A 16,401-nucleotide genomic window follows, 5' to 3' on the forward strand; every position below is an offset into this window, starting at 1 on the left:
ATCACCGGTCCGCACATCATCGTTGGACGTGATGCCGGGCCGGGCCGGAGGATGCGGACCATGACCGAAGCAACCGGCGGCCTCCCGGCCGCGGCCACCACCGCCACGCCCACCGCCCGCCTCGCCCTGGTCGGGGACCGCTCCGAGTCCGTCCGTTCCCACCGCCGGATCCCGCGCCTGCTCGACGCGCTCCGCGAGCGCGACGGCCTGGTCCTGGACGCCTGCTGGATCCCCACCGAGGACGCCGAGGAGGCCGCGGCGGCGGGGGAGTCCGCGGTCGACGGCTTCGACGCGGTGTGGACGGTGCCCGGCAGCCCGTACCGCAGCGAGTCGGGCGCCCTCGCCGCGGTCCGCACCGCGCGGGAGCGCGGCATCCCCTTCCTCGGTACCTGCGCGGGCTTCCAGCACGCGCTGCTGGAGTTCGCCCGGAACGTCTGCGGCGACAGCGGCGCCCGTCACGCCGAGAACGACCCCGCCGCCGGGGACGGCGCGCTCATCGTGCCGCTCGCCTGCTCGCTCGTCGGCCACGAGGGCGCCCTCCGGCTCGCCCCCGGCTCCCGCGCCCGCCGCCTGCTCGGCGCGGCGGAGACCGTCGAGCGCTACCACTGCGCGTTCGGCCTCGACCGCGGCCGGCTCGACGACCTGACCGCGCACGGTCTGCGGTTCACCGGCCACGACCCCGACGGCGAACCCCGCGTCGCCGAACTCCCCGGCCACCCCTTCTACCTGGCGAGCCTCTTCCAGCCGGAGCTGGCCGGCGACGGCTCCGTACCCCATCCCTTCGTCAGGGGCCTCGCCGAGGCGGCCGTGGAGCACGCCGCCAACCGGCGCTCCCGCCTTATGCGTTGGTAAAGAAACACTCATAAGATCTTCTCCCCGGGGCCTTCGGGACGAAAGGATCCCCCTGCAGTTGCGTTCAGGCCGCCACAAGCGGCATCAACAGCAGGGGGAGTTCATGGTGAGACGCACGGCCGTGCTCGGGCTGACCGCGGCCCTGATAGCCGGCACCGTCGCCACGGCGGCACCGCAGACCGCGGTCGCCCGCAGCGCGCCGAAGGCCCACGGACACAGCGGCGCCGCCGAGGCCCGCGGCGTACGGATCGCCGCCGCGCACGCCGCGAAGAATGGCATCGACTGGGCCGCGTGCCCGGCCGACTGGGGCATCGCGAACCCCGTCCAGTGCGGCTGGGTGACCGTGCCGGTCGACTACGCCAAGCCCTCCGGCAAGACGATCAAGATCGCCGTGGACCGCATCGGCAACACCGGCACCGCCGCCGAGCGCCAGGGCGCCCTCATCTACAACCCGGGCGGCCCCGGTGGTTCCGGCATGCGGTTCCCGCTCCGCGTGACGACCAAGAACCCGATCTGGGCGGCGACCGCCAAGGCCTACGACTTCGTCGGATTCGACCCGCGCGGCGTCGGCCATTCGGCGCCCATCTCCTGCGCCGACCCCCAGGAGTTCGTGAAGGCCCCCAAGGCCGACCCGGTCCCGGACGACGAGGCCGACAAGCGGGCGCAGCGCAAGCTGGCCGCCGAGTACGCGCAGGGCTGCAAGGAGCGCACCGGCGCCGCCATGCTCGCGCAGATGACGACGGCCAACACCGCCCGCGACCTCGACGTCATCCGTGCCGCCCTCGGCGAGCGGAAGCTCAACTACCTCGGTGTGTCCTACGGCACCTACCTCGGCGCCGTCTACGCCACGCTCTTCCCGTCGCACGTGCGCCGCATGGTCGTCGACAGCGTCGTCAACCCCGACCGCGACCAGATCTGGTACCGGAACAACCTCGACCAGGACGTCGCCTTCGAGGGCCGCTGGAACGACTGGAAGGCCTGGGTCGCCAGGTACGACTCCGTCTACCACATCGGCAACACCCCGGCGAAGGTCCAGGCGAAGTGGGAACAGTTGCGGGCCGCCGCCAAGGCGCACCCCATCGGCGGGGTCGTGGGCCCGGCCGAACTGCTCGGCCTCTTCCAGAGCGCGCCGTACTACGACTCGTCGTGGGCGGCCGTGGCCGGGATCTGGAGCGCCTACCTCGGGGGTGACACCCAGGCGCTGGTCGACGCCGCGGCGCCCGACCTGTCGGACACCGCGGGCAACATCGCCTCGGAGAACGGCAACGCGGTCTACACGGCGGTGGAGTGCACCGATGCCAAGTGGCCCCGTGACTGGCGCACCTGGGACCGCGACAACACCCGTCTGCACGCCAAGTACCCGTTCCTGACCTGGTCCAACGCGTGGATGAACCTGCCGTGCGCCACGTGGGGCGTCCCGCAGCAGAACCCCGTGGAGGTGCGGACCGGCCACGGCCTGCCGCGCGTCATGATCGTCCAGAGCACCCGTGACGCGGCGACCCCGTACACCGGCGCCGTGGAGCTGCACAAGCGGCTCAAGGGCTCGCTCATGATCACCGAGAAGGGCGCCGGTTCGCACGGCGTCACCGGCCTGGTCAACCCCTGCATCAACGACCGGGTCACCGGCTACTTCGTGACGGGCAGGCTCGACCGGTCCGACGTGACGTGCGCCCCGCACGCCACGCCGGTGCCGCCCACGAGCTGACCCTCCGCCGTACACGGGCGGACGGCCCCGCGGCGCCCACAGGGGCGCGGCGGGGCCGTCCGGCGTTCCGGGCCCGGGCGGCTATCCGAGCCGCACCCCGGTCGTGCCCGTGCCCTCGTTGCCGTCGCCGGTGTTGACCGTGCCGCGCGGCTCGAACATCAGGATGCGGGTGCCCTCCTCGGCGCGCGGGCGGTGCGGGACGCCGCGGGGCACGGTGAACACCTCGTGCGGGCCGAGGGTCACCGTACGGTCCGGCAACTCCAGGTGCAGACGTCCGGCGAGGACGAGGAAGAACTCGTCGGTGTCCGCGTGCGCGTGCTCGGCGAAGTCGCCCTCGACGTTGGCCACCTTCACGTCGTAGTCGTTGACCTCGGCGAGGACGTGCGGCATCCACTTCTGGTCCACGGCGTCCATCACGGTGTCGATGTTGCGCTTGTCGCTCATGTGATTCCTCTACCCGGGGAAGGCGGCGGCGAAGGCCGCCCGGGTGGGCGAGTCCGCGCGCCGGTCCAGTACGGCGAAGACGACCCGGCCGAAGCGGTCCGCGAACCGGCCGCCCGGCCCGAGGTGCTCGCCGAAGGCGGCCGCGACCGCCGCCGGATCGTTGCGGAACACCCCGCAGCCCCAGGCACCCAGCACCAGGCAGGGGTAGCCGTGCGCCGCGGCGACCTCGAGCACCCTGCCCGCCCGCGCCGTCAGCGCGGCCGGCACCCGGTCCGCGGCGCCGGGATCCTGGCGGGCGATCACCCCCGCGTTCGGCGCGGCGGAGGTGAGGAAGCCGGCCTCGAAGGGCTCGTCCAGCAGGACGCCGTGCTCGTCGCGGAAGACCGGGACGGCGGGGGAGTGGATCACCCGGTCGCTGTAGAAGGGGCTGCGGTCGGCCCGGTGCCAGTCGTAGAACCGCCTCGCCGTGAGCAGCGTCGTGTACAGCGCCGACGCGCGGCACACCGCCTCCTCCTGGGCCTGCGCCCCGTTGAGGTAGCCGCCGCCGGGGTTGCGCGCCGAGGCGAAGTTCAGCACGGCGACCGGGACTCCCGGTGCCTGCCGCACCAGGCGGCGCGCCGCCTGCAGGCTGTCCTCTCCGGTCACCTCGAAGGACGTGGGCCCGGTGCGCGCCGTGCGGGGGCCGGGATCGACGGGCCCGGGGCCGTACATCCGCGTCCCCCGCACGGCCCGCGCGACGGCCTCCCCGATCGCCACCTCCACGCCGCGTGCCGTGCGGTAACGGCCGGTCGCGACGAGGCCTTCCGTCTCCTTGGCGAGGGCCCGCAGCCGCGCACTCATGTCCGGTCCTTTCCCACGCCCCGAGGCTAGTGGGGCTCCCCGGGCCCGGCGAGCGGTTTTCCGGCGGCCAGCCAGCGGTCCTCGGCCTCGTAGTCGAACAGGTCGCCGAACCGGTCGTACGTCGACGCCAGGACGGGGAAGGCCTCCCGCCAGTCCCGCCCGCCGAGCCGCTCGACCAGCCAGGCCACGTTCTCCGGCAGCGACTGCGCGTAGCCGGTGACGGCGCGGTAGCCCAGCTCGCGCTCCGCGGCCGACATGTCGAGCACGAAGGGGTGGGCCGTGGTCCACGGGGTGTCGCCGACGTTCTTCGCCGGGGGAGGGCCGTCCACGGTGTACGTCTGCGTCTCGTGGCCCAGCAGCGCGCCGACGGCGTCCGCGATCTCCGCCACCGTCGGGGCGTACGGGTCACCGGCGTTGAGCACCCGGGAGCCCGGGCGGCGGGCGGCCAGCCGCACCAGTTCGGCGAGGTTCGCGGCGTGCACCGGGTGGAAGCGGCTGGCGCCGTTGTACGCGAGCACCCGGAACGGCCGCCGGTCCACGGCCCGCTTGACGAAGTACAGCTCCCTCGGCCGCAGGCTGTGCGGGCCGTGGACGGCCCCGGCGCGCAGCAGCGTGACGGGCAACCGCTCCTCCGCCGCGAGGAGGTCGCGCTCGAGTGCCACCTTGCGCGCGGAGTAGCCGCCCTCGCCGGGGGCCAGCACGGCTTGCGTCTCCGCGACGGGCACCGGGAAGACGGGCGCGCCGCCGGGCTCCCCGTCGGTGTCCAGGCTGCGGCCCCGGCCGTCCTCGTAGACGGAGCAGCTGGACACGACGACCGCGGAGCCGATCCGGTCCGCCAGGTCCGTCAGCTGCCGCGCGTGCTCCGGCCCGTAGGCGACGCAGTCCAGCAGCACGTCGCAGCCCTCGCCGAGCGCCGCCGCCAGCGCCGGGGTGTCCTCGCGGTCCACGGCCACCGGCCGGACCCCGTCGGGCCACTCCACGTCACCGCCGCCCCCGCGGGAGGCGGCCCGCACCTCCCAGCCGTCCTCGGCGAGGGCGCGTACCGCCGCCCGGCCGATCTGTCCCGTCGCCCCGATCACGAACGCAGTTCTCGTCATGACGGCGACGCTAGGCGGGCCGGTGACGGCGGGGCCAGGCTCGTTCGCCGTGCGCGGATCCGCCCAGGGCGCAACCGCCCAGGGTGCGACCGGTCAGGCGCTGCGGCGCAGCCGGGAGCCAATGCCGGACTGGCCCTGCTGCTCCGCCTTGACCTCGGACGCGTACCGGTCGACGTACTCCTGGCCGGACAGGCCGAGGATGGCGTACATGATCTCGTCGGTGGCCGAACGCACCACGAAGCGCTCGTTGTCCATCCCCTCGAAGCGGGAGAACTCCAGCGGCGCGCCGAAGCGGATCGTCACCGGCTTGATGCGCGGCAGCCGCCGGCCGGCGGGCTGGATCTCGTACGTGCCGATCATCGCGCACGGGACCACCGGGACCCCGGCGCGGATGGCCATGGTGGCCACGCCGACCTTGCCCTTGTAGAGGCGTCCGTCGTGGGAGCGGGTGCCCTCGGGGTAGATGCCGAGGAGCTCGCCCTTGGCGAGCACCTTCAGCCCCTCGCGGACCGCCGACTCGCCCGCCTTCCCGCCGGAGCGGTCGACCGGGATCTGCCCGATGCTGTGGAAGAACGCCGCGGTCAGCCGTCCCTTGATGCCGGTTCCGGTGAAGTACTCGGCCTTCGCCAGGAAGGTGATCCGGCGCGGCAGGATCGCGGGCATCAGGAAGTGGTCGGAGAACGACAGGTGGTTGCCCGCGACGATCGCCGCGCCCTCCTCCGGGATGTTCTCCATGCCCTCGATCCTCGGGCGGAACAGCACCCGCAGCAGCGGGCCGAGGACCACGTACTTGAGCACGTAGTAGAACACGGACTGACTCCCAACTGGCGCCGATCGGCTCCGGGACGGCGTTCTGCCAGGTCACAACGCGGTTCGAGGATGGTCAGTCTAGGCGTGGGGGGTGCCGTGCGTCACCGGGCCCGCACGCGCGCGCCGAGTGATTGGTATGGACATGACTAATCGTCACCTCTAGGCTCGCGGCGACGTCAGTTTTGAGAGCGCTCTCACGACCTCCCCTGCACCACTTCCTCCCACACCAGTTAGGGGAACTGCCATGAGACGCAGGATCAGCGCGCGTGCCGCCCTGTCCGTGCTGCTCGTACTGGCGGGACTGGGCGCGACCTCCACCGCGCCCACTCCCGCCGCCGCCTCATCCGCCACGGGGAGCGCACCCGCGTCCGCCGCCGGCACGCCGTCCGCCGGGCTCGTCCGGGTTCTCGCGGGCGACCTGGGCCTGAGCGAGGCGCAGGCGCGCGAACGCCTCCGTGACGAGGCCGCCGCCACCCGTCTGGAGCCCGCCGCCCGGCGTGCCGCGGGCGCGGACTACGGCGGGTCCTGGTTCGACGCGCGCACGGGCACCCTCGTCGTCGCCGTGACCGGCGAACGCAAGGCCGCGGCCGTCCGCGGGACCGGGGCGGCCGTACGGGTCGTCGAGCACTCCGCGGGCGAACTCGACGCGGCGAAGGCGGTCCTGGACCGCGGGGCCAGGGCGGGGGCCGCTCCGGCGGCCGTGACCGGCTGGCGTGTCGACCCGCGGGCCAACCGTGTCGTCGTCGACGTCCGCGCGGGCGCCCGGGACACCGCGGCGGTGCGCGCCTTCGTCGCCTCCGCCCGGCGGGCCGCACCCGGCGCCGTCGTCACCTCGGTACGCCGGGCCGCGCAGGCACCGGCGACGCTCGCCGCGGGGACGGTCGGCGGGGACCCGTACTACAGCCACAACATCCGCTGCTCCATCGGCTTCTCCGTGTACGGCGGCTTCGTCACCGCCGGGCACTGCGCCCAGGCCGGCGCCGCCGTGTACGGCTGGGACGGCTCCTACGTCGGCGCCTTCCAGGGCGGCACCTTCCCCGGCAACGACTACGGCTGGGTCAACGTCGGCAGCGGCTGGTGGACGGTCCCGGTGGTGCTGGGCTGGGGCACCGTTCCCGACGCCCTGGTGCGCGGCTCCGCCGAGGCGCCGGTGGGGGCGTCGGTCTGCCGCTCCGGGTCGACCACGCACTGGCACTGCGGCACGATCCTGGCGAAGAACGAGACCGTGAACTACAGCCAGGGCAGCGTGTACGGCCTGACGAAGACGAACGTGTGCGCGGAACCGGGCGACTCCGGTGGCTCGTTCATCAGCGGCGACCAGGCCCAGGGCGTCACCTCCGGAGGCTGGGGCAACTGCTCCTCCGGAGGCGAGACCTGGTTCCAGCCCGTCAACCCGATCCTGGCCCGTTACGGCCTGACCCTGCACACCGCCTGAGGCCACCGGCCCCGGTGGACCCTCAGTGTCCCGTCGCGCCCTCGCGGGCGCGGCGGGGCATCAGGAAGGCGGCCGCCAGGGCCGCGACGAACGCGGCCGCGGCCATGAGCGCCGTCCACTGGGTCGCGGGCACCGTGCCCCCGTCGGCCGCGTACGAGAAGAACGCCGTGCCGAGCACCGCGACACCGACCGAACCGCCCAGCTGCTGCACGGCGTTGAGGACACCCGAGGCCGAGCCGGTCTCGCGCTCCTCGACGTCGGCGAGGGCGATGTCGAAGAACGGTGCCATGACCAGGCCCATCGCGAAGCCGTTCAGCAGGAGGGCGGGCAGCAGCTGCCAGGTGGTGGCCCCCTGGCCCGCCAGGTGCACGGTCAGCGCCAGCGCGGCGACGGCCACCGCCGACAGCGCGAAGCCGGCCTGGATGGTGCGCCGGCCGTACTTCGGGCCGAGGACGGCACCGGAGAGGACCGCGCCGACGACCGTGCCGGCGGACCAGGGGATCATCGACGCCCCGGCGTGCAGGGCGCTGTAGCCGAGCCCGACCTGCAGGTGCAGGGTCAGCACGAGCATCAGCCCGCTGATCGCCGCGAAGAAGGCGACGCCCACCACGAGCGCGGCGGAGAAGCCGCGGTGGCGGAAGAGCCCCGGCTCGACGAGCGGGGAACCGCCCCGCGCCACCAGCCGCCGCTGGTACCAGGCGAAGAGGCCGAGCACCGGGACCGCGCCCGCCATCGACAGGTACGTCCACAGCGGCCAGCCCAGGTCGCGGCCCTGGACCAGCGGGTACACCAGCATGAGCACCCCGAGGCTGACCAGCGCCGACCCCGGCAGGTCCAGCCGCGGCGCGTGCGGCGAGCGCCCCTCGGGCAGGATGCGCAGCGCGACGGCGAAGGCGACGACGCCGATCGGGACGTTGATCAGGAACACCGAGCGCCAGCCGGAGCCGAACAGGTCCGCGTCGGTGAGGAAGCCGCCGAGCACCGGCCCGGCGACCGCGGCGAGCCCCATGATCGGCCCGAACGCACCGAAGGCCGCCCCCTGCTCCTTCGGCGGGAACATCTGGCGCAGGATGCCGAGGCCCTGCGGCACCATCATGGCGGCGAACAGCCCCTGCGCTGCCCGCCCGCCGATCAGCATCCCCGCGGAGCCCGCGGCCGCGCACAGCGCGGAGCACACCGTGAACCCGGCGAGCCCGACGAGGAACATCCGTCGGCGGCCCACGATGTCGCCGAGCCGCGCCCCCGTGATCATCAGCACGGAGAAGGCCAGCGTGTAGGCGGCGGTGATCCACTGGATCTGGGTGGAGCTGCCGCCGAAGTCCGCGCGGATCGAGGGCGAGGCGACGCCGACGATCGTGGCGTCGAGCAGGTCCATGATCTCGACGGCGAGGATCACGGCCAGCCCGAGCTTGCGCAGGGGGTGGCCGGTGGCCGGGGGCGCCGGCGGGGAGAGGGATTGGGTGGTCATGGGGGCCTCCGCGGGATCGGACGAACGGCGTTCGCTTTGAACGAACAGTGTTCTAAAAGACGAACAGTGTTCGTGTCAAGTACGCTGTTCGTGTTCCGCTCCCGGAGGTACGCAGCACGTGACATCGGTCCCCGTCCCGCCCTGGCGCCCCGAGCGCAAGAAGGCCCCCCGCCGCAGCCTCAGCCGCGAGGCGATCGTCACCGCGGCCCTGCACGTCGTCGACGCCGAAGGCCTCGACGCGCTGAGCATGCGCCGGGTCGCCCAGGAACTGGACACCGGCGCCGCCTCGCTCTACGCGCACGTCGCCAACAAGGAGGAGCTGCTGGAGCTGCTCCTCGACCGCATCCAGGCCGACGTGACCCGCCCCGAGCCCGACCCGCAGCGGTGGCAGGAGCAGATCAAGGAGATGGCCCGGCAGGGCCGCCGCGTCCTCGTCGCCCACCGCGACCTCGCGCGCGCTGCCATCGGCCAGGGCATCCCCTTCGGCCCCAACGCCCTCCTCAACGCCGAGGCCATGCTCGCGATCTTCAAGGCCGGCGGCCTGTCCGACCGGGTCTGCGCCTACGGCGTGGACGCCCTCGCGCTCTTCGTCACCGCCACCGCGGTCGAGGAGAGCCTGCGCAACAGCCAGGGCTTCGGCGGGACGGGCGTCACCCTCGACGAGCACATCGCCCGCATCCGCGAGTACTTCGGCTCGCTGCCCCCCGCGCGCTTCCCCCACATCACGGGCATGGTCGACGCCCTCATGCGCGACGAGGGCGACGAACGCTTCGAGTTCGGCCTCGACCTCCTCGTCTCCGGCCTCGCCCGCCACGCCCCCGCCTGACGCGGGGCCTTTGCGGCTGCCGCGTGGGGGCACGTACTCGGCCGGAGCTGAGTACGTGCGCTCTGGTCGGTGCACAGGCGGGGCGGGACGCTCGGGTCATGCGCCGATCAACAGCGAATCCCGCTTCCCGGTTGTTGCCGATCCTCCTGCTGGCGGTCGTCGCGTCGGCCGACTGGGCTGCCTGGCTGGGCTGGGACAGGCACCGTGATGTGCAGCCCGACGGCACCGTGACCGGTCCCTACGAAGCCTGGCAGGTCGCAGGGCTGGTCCTGACGCTCCTGGCGGTCGTGTGCTGGGCCGCGTCCCGCGGATTCGTCATGGCCGCCGTGCTCGGTACCACGCTCGGCCTGACCGCGGCCGCCTTCGTCGACTGGTCGGACGACTCGAGCGGCCTCTTCGTGGTCGGCGTCGGGATGGTCCTGACCGGGAGCCTCGTCGTGACGGCCGTCATCGCCAAGGTGGTCGCCTCCGTGACAGGGGACGGACGAAGGACGAGGGCCTGACGCACTGCATCCACGCCGGGGCATGAGGGGTGGTGGTGCCCACGGGGCCAGAATTCACCGGAACGACGTTGTAATGAAAACATCCCGGGCCCTAGTCTCCGAGCAGGACGGCGACGGGGAGGTCGACATGGGGACGGGTTCCGCACCCGCGGACACGCGGATGATGAGGATCGTGCACGGCGCGCTCCGCCGTGACCTGGAGCGCACGCGGACGGTGTTGTCCACCGAGCCGCATCCGCAGCCGGGGCAGGGGAGCGCGGTCGGCCGGCACGTCGTGTGGCTGATGGAGTTCCTCCACGCGCACCACATCGGCGAGGACGAGGGCCTGTGGCCGCTGGTGCGCGAGCGCGACCCGTCCACCGGGCCGCTGCTGGACTCGCTGGACGCCGACCACCGCCGGATCACCCCGGCGGCCGTGACCGTGACGGACGCCGCCCGGCGGTACGCGGAGACGGCCTCCGACCAGGCGCGCGTCATTCTGCTGGCGGCGCTCGACGCGTTGACGGACGTCCTCGTACCGCACCTGGAGCGCGAGGTCGAGCAGGCCATGCCCGTCGTGTCGGCCACCCTCACGCAGGCCGAGTGGCACGCCTGGGACCAGCGGTACAACGTGAAGTCCAAGTCGTTCACGCAGCTCGGCATGGAGGGGCACTGGCTGCTCGACGGCATCGACCCCGAGGGGCACCGGATCGTGGTCGCTCTGGTGCCCCCGGTCCCGCGCTTCATCCTGCTGCACGGCTTCGCCCGCGCCTACCGGCGGCGCCTGGCGCAATGGTGGCGGCCGCAGGACCCCGAGCGGGGCGGGGCGGTCCGCTGATGGCGGAGCAGGAGGAACCCCGGGCACGGCGCGCGTACCGTTCACCGCGACGCGAGCAGCAGGCGGGGGAGACCCGGGCCGTCGTGCTGGCCGCGGCCGTCCGGCTGTTCGGCGAGCGGGGGTGGGCGGCGACCGGGATGCGTGACGTCGCCCGCGAGGCCGGGGTGTCGGTCGAGACGGTGTACGCGGGCTTCCGGTCCAAGGGCGAACTGCTGATGGCCGCGCTCGACGTCGCCGTCGTCGGCGACGCGGAGCCCGAAGCGCTCGCCGAACGCCCGGAGTTCGCCGGACTCGCGTCGGGGACCCGGCAGGAGCGGATCGCCGCCGCCGCGCGGCTGGTCACCGCGATCCACCGGCGCACCGCCGGTGTGCACCTCGCGCTGCGCGAGGCGGCCGCCTCCAACGGCGACCTGGCGGGGAAGCTGCGGGACAACCAGCGGCGCCGGCGCGTCAGCGTCGAGCAGGGCATGACCGGCGTCACGGGCCGTGCGGTGACCCGGGAGGAGCTCGACGGGGTGTGGGCGGTCCTCGGCGTCGAGGTCTACCACCTGCTGACCGGGATCTCCGGCTGGACACCGCAGCAGTACGAACAGTGGGTGGCCGGTGTCATCGACCGGCTGCTCGACGCGTAAGACCTGAACACATGATCTGGAGGGGGAGGAACAATGAGGGGTAACGGGAGGGAGCGGGGCGTCGCCCGGACGTGCCGCACCGAGGTGGTCGTCGACGCGCCGCCCGAGGCCGTGTGGCGCGTCGTCGCGGACGTGACCCGGACCAGCGAGTGGAGCCACGAGTGCCACCGGGTCACCTGGCTGCGCGGGGCGAGCACGGCGGCACCGGGCGCCCGCTTCCGCGGCCGCAACCGATCGGGCCGGCTGAGGTGGAGCCGGGTCTGCGAGATCGTGGCGTTCGAGGCCCCGCACCGGATCACGTGGCGCACCGTCGCCACCCCGCTCTTCCCCGACAGCACCGACTGGACCATCGCGGTGGAGCCGGCGGGCACGGGGACACGGGTGGTGCAGACCTACCGGATGAGGAACACGCCCGCCTGGTTCCGGTGGCTCGTGGGCAGACTGGTCCCGGCCCACCTCGACCGCAGCGGTGACCTCACCGACGACCTGCGCCGCATCGGGACGATCGCCGCCCGCGACGCGCGGACCGCCGCGGCACGGCCCTGAGGACGGGCCGGCGGCCGGGAAGCCTCAGCGGGGCGTGCGGATCGCGAACACCCCGATCGTGGCCAGGGTGAGGACGACCCAGGCGAACCACACCCATCCGTTGGGGCCGAGCGCCACCGTGTACGCGGTCACGGCGACCAGACACGCCACCGTGCACGTGATCATCGCCTTGGCAGGTGTGGGCATCCCTGGCCTCCTCCCCGGGGGCCGCGCGGCGGCGGCCCGGACTCCATGGTCCCGCCGCCGCCCGCCGTGCGCTACCAGTCGCCGTCGGTGACCTGACCCTCGTCCCCCAGCTGCTGCACCTGACCCGGGTGCGGCGCCACCCACGGCGACTCGTCCTCGCCGAGCCAGTCGCCGACCGGCTTCACCTGGGTGAGCGTGCCGGGCGCCGCCAGGTCCTCGGCGTCGGCGTCGTAGTAGTCGAACCAGGGCAGTCCGGCGGCGGTGTACGCGGCGCGGTTGACCGGGGAGGGGGGAGCCGGCTCGCCGGTGATGCGGCGCCATTCCGGCACCGTCGTCAGGTGGACGTAGACCCGGCCCGATGGCCGCGCGCGCCAGTCGGAGGGCTTGCGGTCGTCGCGGTAGACCTCCTGCCGCATGCGGCCGCCGGCGCCCAGCCCCATGGAGACCGGGGACCGTTCCGCGCCCCCCGCCCGGCGCGCGGCGCCCCCCGGACGCGGGACGCCCCCCGGGGCCGGCGGAGGGGCGGCCGCCGGGGCGGCCATCGGCATCGCCCCCGGGGCGCCGCCGTAGCCGCCGAAGGCCGCGCGGCGCGTGCTCTCCCGGCGCCGCTGCTCGGCCCGCCACGCCGCCAACTGCTCCTCGCCGAGTTCGGACACCTGCAGCTGCACCCCGCCCCAGACCTCCTCGCCGGTGACCTGGCCCTCGACGGTCGCGCCCAGGCCCAGGGGCACGGCCACGAACTGCCGGATCGTCCCGGAGCCCGAGTTGATGCCGTCCAGCCAAGGCTGGCGCGGCAGCACCACGTAGTTCTGCGGGTCCTGCGACAGCCGGTCGCTCCACGGCCGCCCCGACACCGCGCACACCTTGCCGACGCCCACCTGGAGCGCGGCCGGCGCGGAGGCCGAGAAGCTGAGCCACATGGCCTCGCGCTGGTAGACGGGGAGCATGACCCCGCCCCGTGCGAGCCATTCTTGGGGGGCGGTGTCGGGATGGTCGGAGACCCGGCGCAGCGGGAAGGTGCCGATCCCGGGTGGGAGCGGATGCGTCCCCGTCTCCGGCAGCCGCAGGGTGCGCATGAAGCGCACCGTGACGCCGCCCGGCAACTGCAGCGCGTCGCCCGATATCCGTACCTGGTCGCCCATCGCGGGCCTCCCTTCGCGGCGGGCGGCCCCGTCAGCCGCGACCCCGTGCCTCCAAGGATGCCAAGTACGCGTTGTAGGCTGCCAGTTCCGCGTCGCCGTCGCGGTCCGCGGCGCGGTCCTTGCGACGCGCCTGGCGCTGGTCGGAGGTGTACCACTGGATCAGCAGCGCCACGAGGACGATCACCGACGGGATCTCGCTGAACGCCCACGCGATGCCGCCGGCCGCGGTCTGGTCGTCCAGCGCGTCGATCCCCAGCGAGGCGGACGGGTGCTCGAAGGCGCCGATCATCGGCTCGCTCGCCATCATCAGGGCGATGCCGAAGAAGGCGTGGAACGGCATCCCGGCGAACAGTTCGAGGATGCGCATCACATGGCTCGGCCGGTTCGGCCCCGGGTCCACGCCCATGATCGGCCAGAAGAACACCAGGCCCACGGCGAGGAAGTGGACCATCATCGCGATGTGCCCGGTCCGGCTGCCCATCAGGGTGTCGAACAGCGGGGTGAAGTAGAGCCCGTACAGGCTGGCGATGAACAGCGGGATGGTGAACGCCGGATGCGTGATCACCCGCAGGTAGCGGCTGTGCAGCAGCGCCACCAGCAGCTCCCGCGGGCCCTTGCGGCCGCGTCCCGCCGTCGGCAGCGCCCGTAGCGTCAGGGTCACGGGGGCGCCCAGCAGCAGGAGGATGGGGGAGACCATGCTGACGACCATGTGCTGCACCATGTGGACGCTGAACATGACCATGCCGTAGTCGTTCAGCGCGGTGCACATCACCAGGGCGATGGACAGCACACCGGCGACGAAGGCGACGATCCGTCCGGCCGACCAGCGGTCGCCGCGCCGCAGCAGTCGTACGACGCCCCAGCCGTAGAGCGCGAGCGCGAGCAGACAGCCGGCCAGGAAGACCGGATCCCCGCTGAACTCGAGCCCCCGGCCGAGGGTGAACGGCGGGAGCTCCGCCGTCATCCCGTGTCCGCCGTGGTCCATCCGTCACTCTCCTGTCGTGCCTGCCGCACGCACCGCGCCGTCGGCAATGTGCCGGTTGGGGCGGGTGCGCCCGCACCAGACTAGAACCGCCCCCGGCCGCGCTCGCGACCGGGGGCGGTTCGAGGGGTGCGATCAGCGCGTCACAGCACGCACTCGGCCTCGACGTAGCGCTCGGAGGGGACGGTCTTGAGGTGCTCGACGGCGGTGGCGAGGGGCACCAGCGTGATGTCGGTGCCGCGCAGCGCCGTCATCATGCCGAAGTCGCCGTTGTGCGCGGCCTCGACCGCGTGCCAGCCGAAGCGGGTGGCCAGCACCCGGTCGTAGGCGGTGGGGGTGCCGCCGCGCTGCACGTGGCCGAGGATGACCGGGCGGGCCTCCTTGCCCAGCCGCTCCTCCAGCTCGATCGAGAGCCGGGTGGCGATGCCGGTGAAGCGCTCGTGGCCGTAGACGTCCTTGACGCCCGACTCGAAGTCCATCGTGCCCTCGCGCGGCTTCGCGCCCTCGGAGACCACGACGATCGCGAACTTCTTGCCCGCGGAGAAGCGCTCGCCGACCCGCTGGGTCAGCTCCGCGACGTCGAAGGGACGCTCGGGCACGACGATCGCGTGCGCGCCGGCCGCCATGCCGGAGTGCAGGGCGATCCAGCCGGTGTGGCGGCCCATGACCTCGACGATGAGCACGCGCTGGTGCGATTCGGCGGTGGTCTTCAGGCGGTCCAGCGCCTCGGTGGCCACCGTCACGGCGGTGTCGAAGCCGAAGGTGACGTCGGTGGAGGCGATGTCGTTGTCGATCGTCTTGGGCACGCCCACGATCGGCAGGCCGTTGTCGGACAGCAGCCGGGCCGCCTTGAGGGTGCCCTCGCCGCCGATCGGGATGATCGCGTCGAGACCCAGGTCGGCGACGTGTCCCTTGGCGCGCTCGACGCCGTCCCGCAGGTGCTCGGGGCGGACCCGGGAGGAGCCGAGGATGGTGCCGCCACGGGCCAGGATGCCGCCGACCGCGTCGAGGTCGAGCTTGCGGTAGTCGCACTCGAGGAGGCCCTTCCACCCGTCGTGGAAACCTATGACCTCGTCCCCGTGGTCGACGACCGCGCGGTGCACGACCGACCGGATGACGGCGTTGAGGCCGGGGCAGTCGCCGCCGCTCGTCAGCACACCAATACGCATTTGCTCGTTACTCCTGAAAGATCGATCCGGGCGCCGGACGCCGTCGTCCGGATGGACCCGCGGCGACGCGCACCGCTGCTCACTACGTTATCGAGCCGGGCGCGGGCGGCGGAAACGCCGCCCGCACTGCGGACACAACCCGGCCCTGGCCCCGTTTCCCCCGGTCGGACCCGCGACGTTGCGGACCTCAGGCGGGCTGGGACGCCGCCGCGATGCGCTCGGCGCGCAGCGCCTCGTACCACTGGTCGTCGACCGGCGGCAGCGCCCTGACGTCCATCGCCAGCTTGATCAGCATGTCCGCGATCTGGGGATTGCGGGCCATGACGGGGCCGTGCATGTAGGTGCCGAAGACGGTGTCGTTGTACGCGCCCTCGGTCCCGTCGCCGGTGCCGTTGCCGTTGCCGAAGCGGGTCCGGGCGAGCGGGCGGGCCTGCTTGCCGACGTGCGTGACGCCCTGGTGGTTCTCGAAGCCGGTCAGCGGGGGCAGACCGAGCGCGGGGTCGATGTCGGCCAGCACGTCGCCGACGCAGCGCTCGCCCTCGCCGCGGACGCTCACGACGTCCAGCAGGCCGAGGCCCGGCTCGGGACGGCCGAGGTCGTTGACGAACTCGTGGCCGATGATCTGGTAGCCGGCGCACACCGAGAAGACGATGGCCCCGTTGTCGACCGCGCGGTTCAGCCCGCCGTCGCGGCGCAGCCGCTCGGCGGCCAGCCGCTGCGGGCGGTCCTCGCCGCCGCCGATGAGGTAGATGTCGCCCGAGGTCGGGATGGGCTGGTCGGACCGGACGTCGATCCGGGTGACCGGCACCCGCCGCTGGCGGGCCCGGCGCTCGGTGACCAGGACGTTGCCCTGGTCGCCGTAGGTGCTCAGCAGGTCGGGGTAGACCCACACCAGACGCAGGCTGGAGTCGCTCACAGCGTGTTCTCCTGTCGAAACGGGTCTTCGG

The 16,401-nt window shown here is 73.3% G+C and carries 18 protein-coding genes; 8 read left to right on the top strand and 10 right to left on the bottom strand.

The annotated features are described in order from the left end of the window. Nucleotides 1-60: 60 nt before the first annotated feature. Nucleotides 61-852, top strand: coding sequence for a hypothetical protein (locus OG937_36770; GenBank protein WUD76861.1), 792 nt, complete (start codon nt 61-63; stop codon nt 850-852). Between the two features lie 106 nt (nt 853-958). Next, complete coding sequence (locus OG937_36775) at nt 959-2,557, top strand: alpha/beta hydrolase (GenBank protein WUD79004.1); 1,599 nt, start codon at nt 959-961, stop codon at nt 2,555-2,557. Nucleotides 2,558-2,638: 81 nt separating this feature from the next. Here OG937_36775 and OG937_36780 read toward each other — a convergent pair whose 3' ends face one another. From OG937_36780 to OG937_36795, 4 genes are all read right to left on the bottom strand, one after another. Then, nucleotides 2,639-3,001 (bottom strand): cupin domain-containing protein, encoded by a 363-nt coding sequence (locus OG937_36780; GenBank protein WUD76862.1) that lies wholly within the window; start codon nt 2,999-3,001, stop codon nt 2,639-2,641. A gap of 9 nt (nt 3,002-3,010) precedes the next feature. Beyond that, nucleotides 3,011-3,841: a TIGR02452 family protein gene (locus tag OG937_36785; GenBank protein ID WUD76863.1), complete on the bottom strand. Its 831-nt coding sequence runs from the start codon at nt 3,839-3,841 to the stop codon at nt 3,011-3,013. A 26-nt stretch (nt 3,842-3,867) separates the two neighbouring features. Continuing rightward, nucleotides 3,868-4,938, bottom strand: a complete 1,071-nt coding sequence (locus OG937_36790) for an NAD-dependent epimerase/dehydratase family protein (GenBank protein WUD76864.1) — start codon at nt 4,936-4,938, stop codon at nt 3,868-3,870. Between the two features lie 93 nt (nt 4,939-5,031). Next, nucleotides 5,032-5,748, bottom strand: a complete 717-nt coding sequence (locus OG937_36795; GenBank protein ID WUD76865.1) for a 1-acyl-sn-glycerol-3-phosphate acyltransferase — start codon at nt 5,746-5,748, stop codon at nt 5,032-5,034. Between the two features lie 244 nt (nt 5,749-5,992). On the opposite strand from OG937_36795, the gene OG937_36800 reads away from it, so the two are divergent. Beyond that, a complete protein-coding gene (locus tag OG937_36800; protein WUD76866.1) occupies nt 5,993-7,183 on the top strand; it encodes a S1 family peptidase in 1,191 nt (396 codons plus the stop codon). A gap of 22 nt (nt 7,184-7,205) precedes the next feature. Here the strand turns inward: OG937_36800 and OG937_36805 are convergent, their stop codons facing one another. After that, complete coding sequence (locus tag OG937_36805) at nt 7,206-8,651, bottom strand: MFS transporter (GenBank protein ID WUD76867.1); 1,446 nt, start codon at nt 8,649-8,651, stop codon at nt 7,206-7,208. Between the two features lie 118 nt (nt 8,652-8,769). On the opposite strand from OG937_36805, the gene OG937_36810 reads away from it, so the two are divergent. The 5 genes from OG937_36810 (at nt 8,770) to OG937_36830 (ending at nt 11,975) form a co-directional block, all read left to right on the top strand. Next, complete coding sequence (locus OG937_36810) at nt 8,770-9,477, top strand: TetR/AcrR family transcriptional regulator (GenBank protein ID WUD76868.1); 708 nt, start codon at nt 8,770-8,772, stop codon at nt 9,475-9,477. A gap of 98 nt (nt 9,478-9,575) precedes the next feature. Then, nucleotides 9,576-9,980: a hypothetical protein gene (locus OG937_36815; protein WUD76869.1), complete on the top strand. Its 405-nt coding sequence runs from the start codon at nt 9,576-9,578 to the stop codon at nt 9,978-9,980. Between the two features lie 73 nt (nt 9,981-10,053). Then, nucleotides 10,054-10,797 carry a hemerythrin domain-containing protein gene (locus OG937_36820; GenBank protein ID WUD76870.1) on the top strand — a complete coding sequence of 248 codons (744 nt, stop codon included), beginning with the start codon at nt 10,054-10,056 and terminating at the stop codon, nt 10,795-10,797. Further along, nucleotides 10,797-11,429 (top strand): TetR/AcrR family transcriptional regulator, encoded by a 633-nt coding sequence (locus OG937_36825; GenBank protein WUD76871.1) that lies wholly within the window; start codon nt 10,797-10,799, stop codon nt 11,427-11,429. Before OG937_36820 ends, OG937_36825 begins: the two co-directional genes overlap by 1 nt. Before the next feature lie 33 nt (nt 11,430-11,462). Beyond that, nucleotides 11,463-11,975, top strand: coding sequence for an SRPBCC family protein (locus OG937_36830; protein ID WUD76872.1), 513 nt, complete (start codon nt 11,463-11,465; stop codon nt 11,973-11,975). 24 nt (nt 11,976-11,999) lie between these two features. Here the strand turns inward: OG937_36830 and OG937_36835 are convergent, their stop codons facing one another. The 5 genes from OG937_36835 to OG937_36855 all read right to left on the bottom strand — a co-directional run bounded on the left by OG937_36835 (nt 12,000) and on the right by OG937_36855 (nt 16,370). Continuing rightward, complete coding sequence (locus OG937_36835) at nt 12,000-12,161, bottom strand: hypothetical protein (GenBank protein WUD76873.1); 162 nt, start codon at nt 12,159-12,161, stop codon at nt 12,000-12,002. Nucleotides 12,162-12,232: 71 nt separating this feature from the next. Then, a complete protein-coding gene (locus OG937_36840; GenBank protein WUD76874.1) occupies nt 12,233-13,303 on the bottom strand; it encodes a hypothetical protein in 1,071 nt (356 codons plus the stop codon). A 31-nt stretch (nt 13,304-13,334) separates the two neighbouring features. Next, entirely contained in the window at nt 13,335-14,288 is a 954-nt protein-coding gene (locus OG937_36845) for a cytochrome c oxidase assembly protein (GenBank protein WUD76875.1), read from the bottom strand. A gap of 140 nt (nt 14,289-14,428) precedes the next feature. Beyond that, nucleotides 14,429-15,454: a 6-phosphofructokinase gene (locus tag OG937_36850; GenBank protein WUD76876.1), complete on the bottom strand. Its 1,026-nt coding sequence runs from the start codon at nt 15,452-15,454 to the stop codon at nt 14,429-14,431. Nucleotides 15,455-15,641: 187 nt separating this feature from the next. Next, complete coding sequence (locus OG937_36855) at nt 15,642-16,370, bottom strand: glutamine amidotransferase (protein ID WUD76877.1); 729 nt, start codon at nt 16,368-16,370, stop codon at nt 15,642-15,644. Nucleotides 16,371-16,401 lie beyond the last annotated feature (31 nt).

The sequence above is a fragment of the Streptomyces sp. NBC_00510 genome (assembly GCA_036013505.1).
GTDB lineage: Bacteria > Actinomycetota > Actinomycetes > Streptomycetales > Streptomycetaceae > Actinacidiphila.

What these genes read in the sequence shown, in the direction of transcription:
- OG937_36805 (WUD76867.1), bottom strand. Translation starts at nt 8,651, where the DNA reads ATGACCACCCAATCCCTCTCCCCGCCGGCGCCCCCGGCCACCGGCCAC.
- OG937_36845 (WUD76875.1), bottom strand. Translation starts at nt 14,288, where the DNA reads ATGGACCACGGCGGACACGGGATGACGGCGGAGCTCCCGCCGTTCACC.
- OG937_36815 (WUD76869.1), top strand. Translation starts at nt 9,576, where the DNA reads ATGCGCCGATCAACAGCGAATCCCGCTTCCCGGTTGTTGCCGATCCTC.
- OG937_36800 (WUD76866.1), top strand. Translation starts at nt 5,993, where the DNA reads ATGAGACGCAGGATCAGCGCGCGTGCCGCCCTGTCCGTGCTGCTCGTA.
- OG937_36830 (WUD76872.1), top strand. Translation starts at nt 11,463, where the DNA reads ATGAGGGGTAACGGGAGGGAGCGGGGCGTCGCCCGGACGTGCCGCACC.
- OG937_36840 (WUD76874.1), bottom strand. Translation starts at nt 13,303, where the DNA reads ATGGGCGACCAGGTACGGATATCGGGCGACGCGCTGCAGTTGCCGGGC.
- OG937_36770 (WUD76861.1), top strand. Translation starts at nt 61, where the DNA reads ATGACCGAAGCAACCGGCGGCCTCCCGGCCGCGGCCACCACCGCCACG.
- OG937_36835 (WUD76873.1), bottom strand. Translation starts at nt 12,161, where the DNA reads ATGCCCACACCTGCCAAGGCGATGATCACGTGCACGGTGGCGTGTCTG.
- OG937_36785 (WUD76863.1), bottom strand. Translation starts at nt 3,841, where the DNA reads ATGAGTGCGCGGCTGCGGGCCCTCGCCAAGGAGACGGAAGGCCTCGTC.
- OG937_36820 (WUD76870.1), top strand. Translation starts at nt 10,054, where the DNA reads ATGAAAACATCCCGGGCCCTAGTCTCCGAGCAGGACGGCGACGGGGAG.
- OG937_36780 (WUD76862.1), bottom strand. Translation starts at nt 3,001, where the DNA reads ATGAGCGACAAGCGCAACATCGACACCGTGATGGACGCCGTGGACCAG.
- OG937_36825 (WUD76871.1), top strand. Translation starts at nt 10,797, where the DNA reads ATGGCGGAGCAGGAGGAACCCCGGGCACGGCGCGCGTACCGTTCACCG.
- OG937_36790 (WUD76864.1), bottom strand. Translation starts at nt 4,938, where the DNA reads ATGACGAGAACTGCGTTCGTGATCGGGGCGACGGGACAGATCGGCCGG.
- OG937_36850 (WUD76876.1), bottom strand. Translation starts at nt 15,454, where the DNA reads ATGCGTATTGGTGTGCTGACGAGCGGCGGCGACTGCCCCGGCCTCAAC.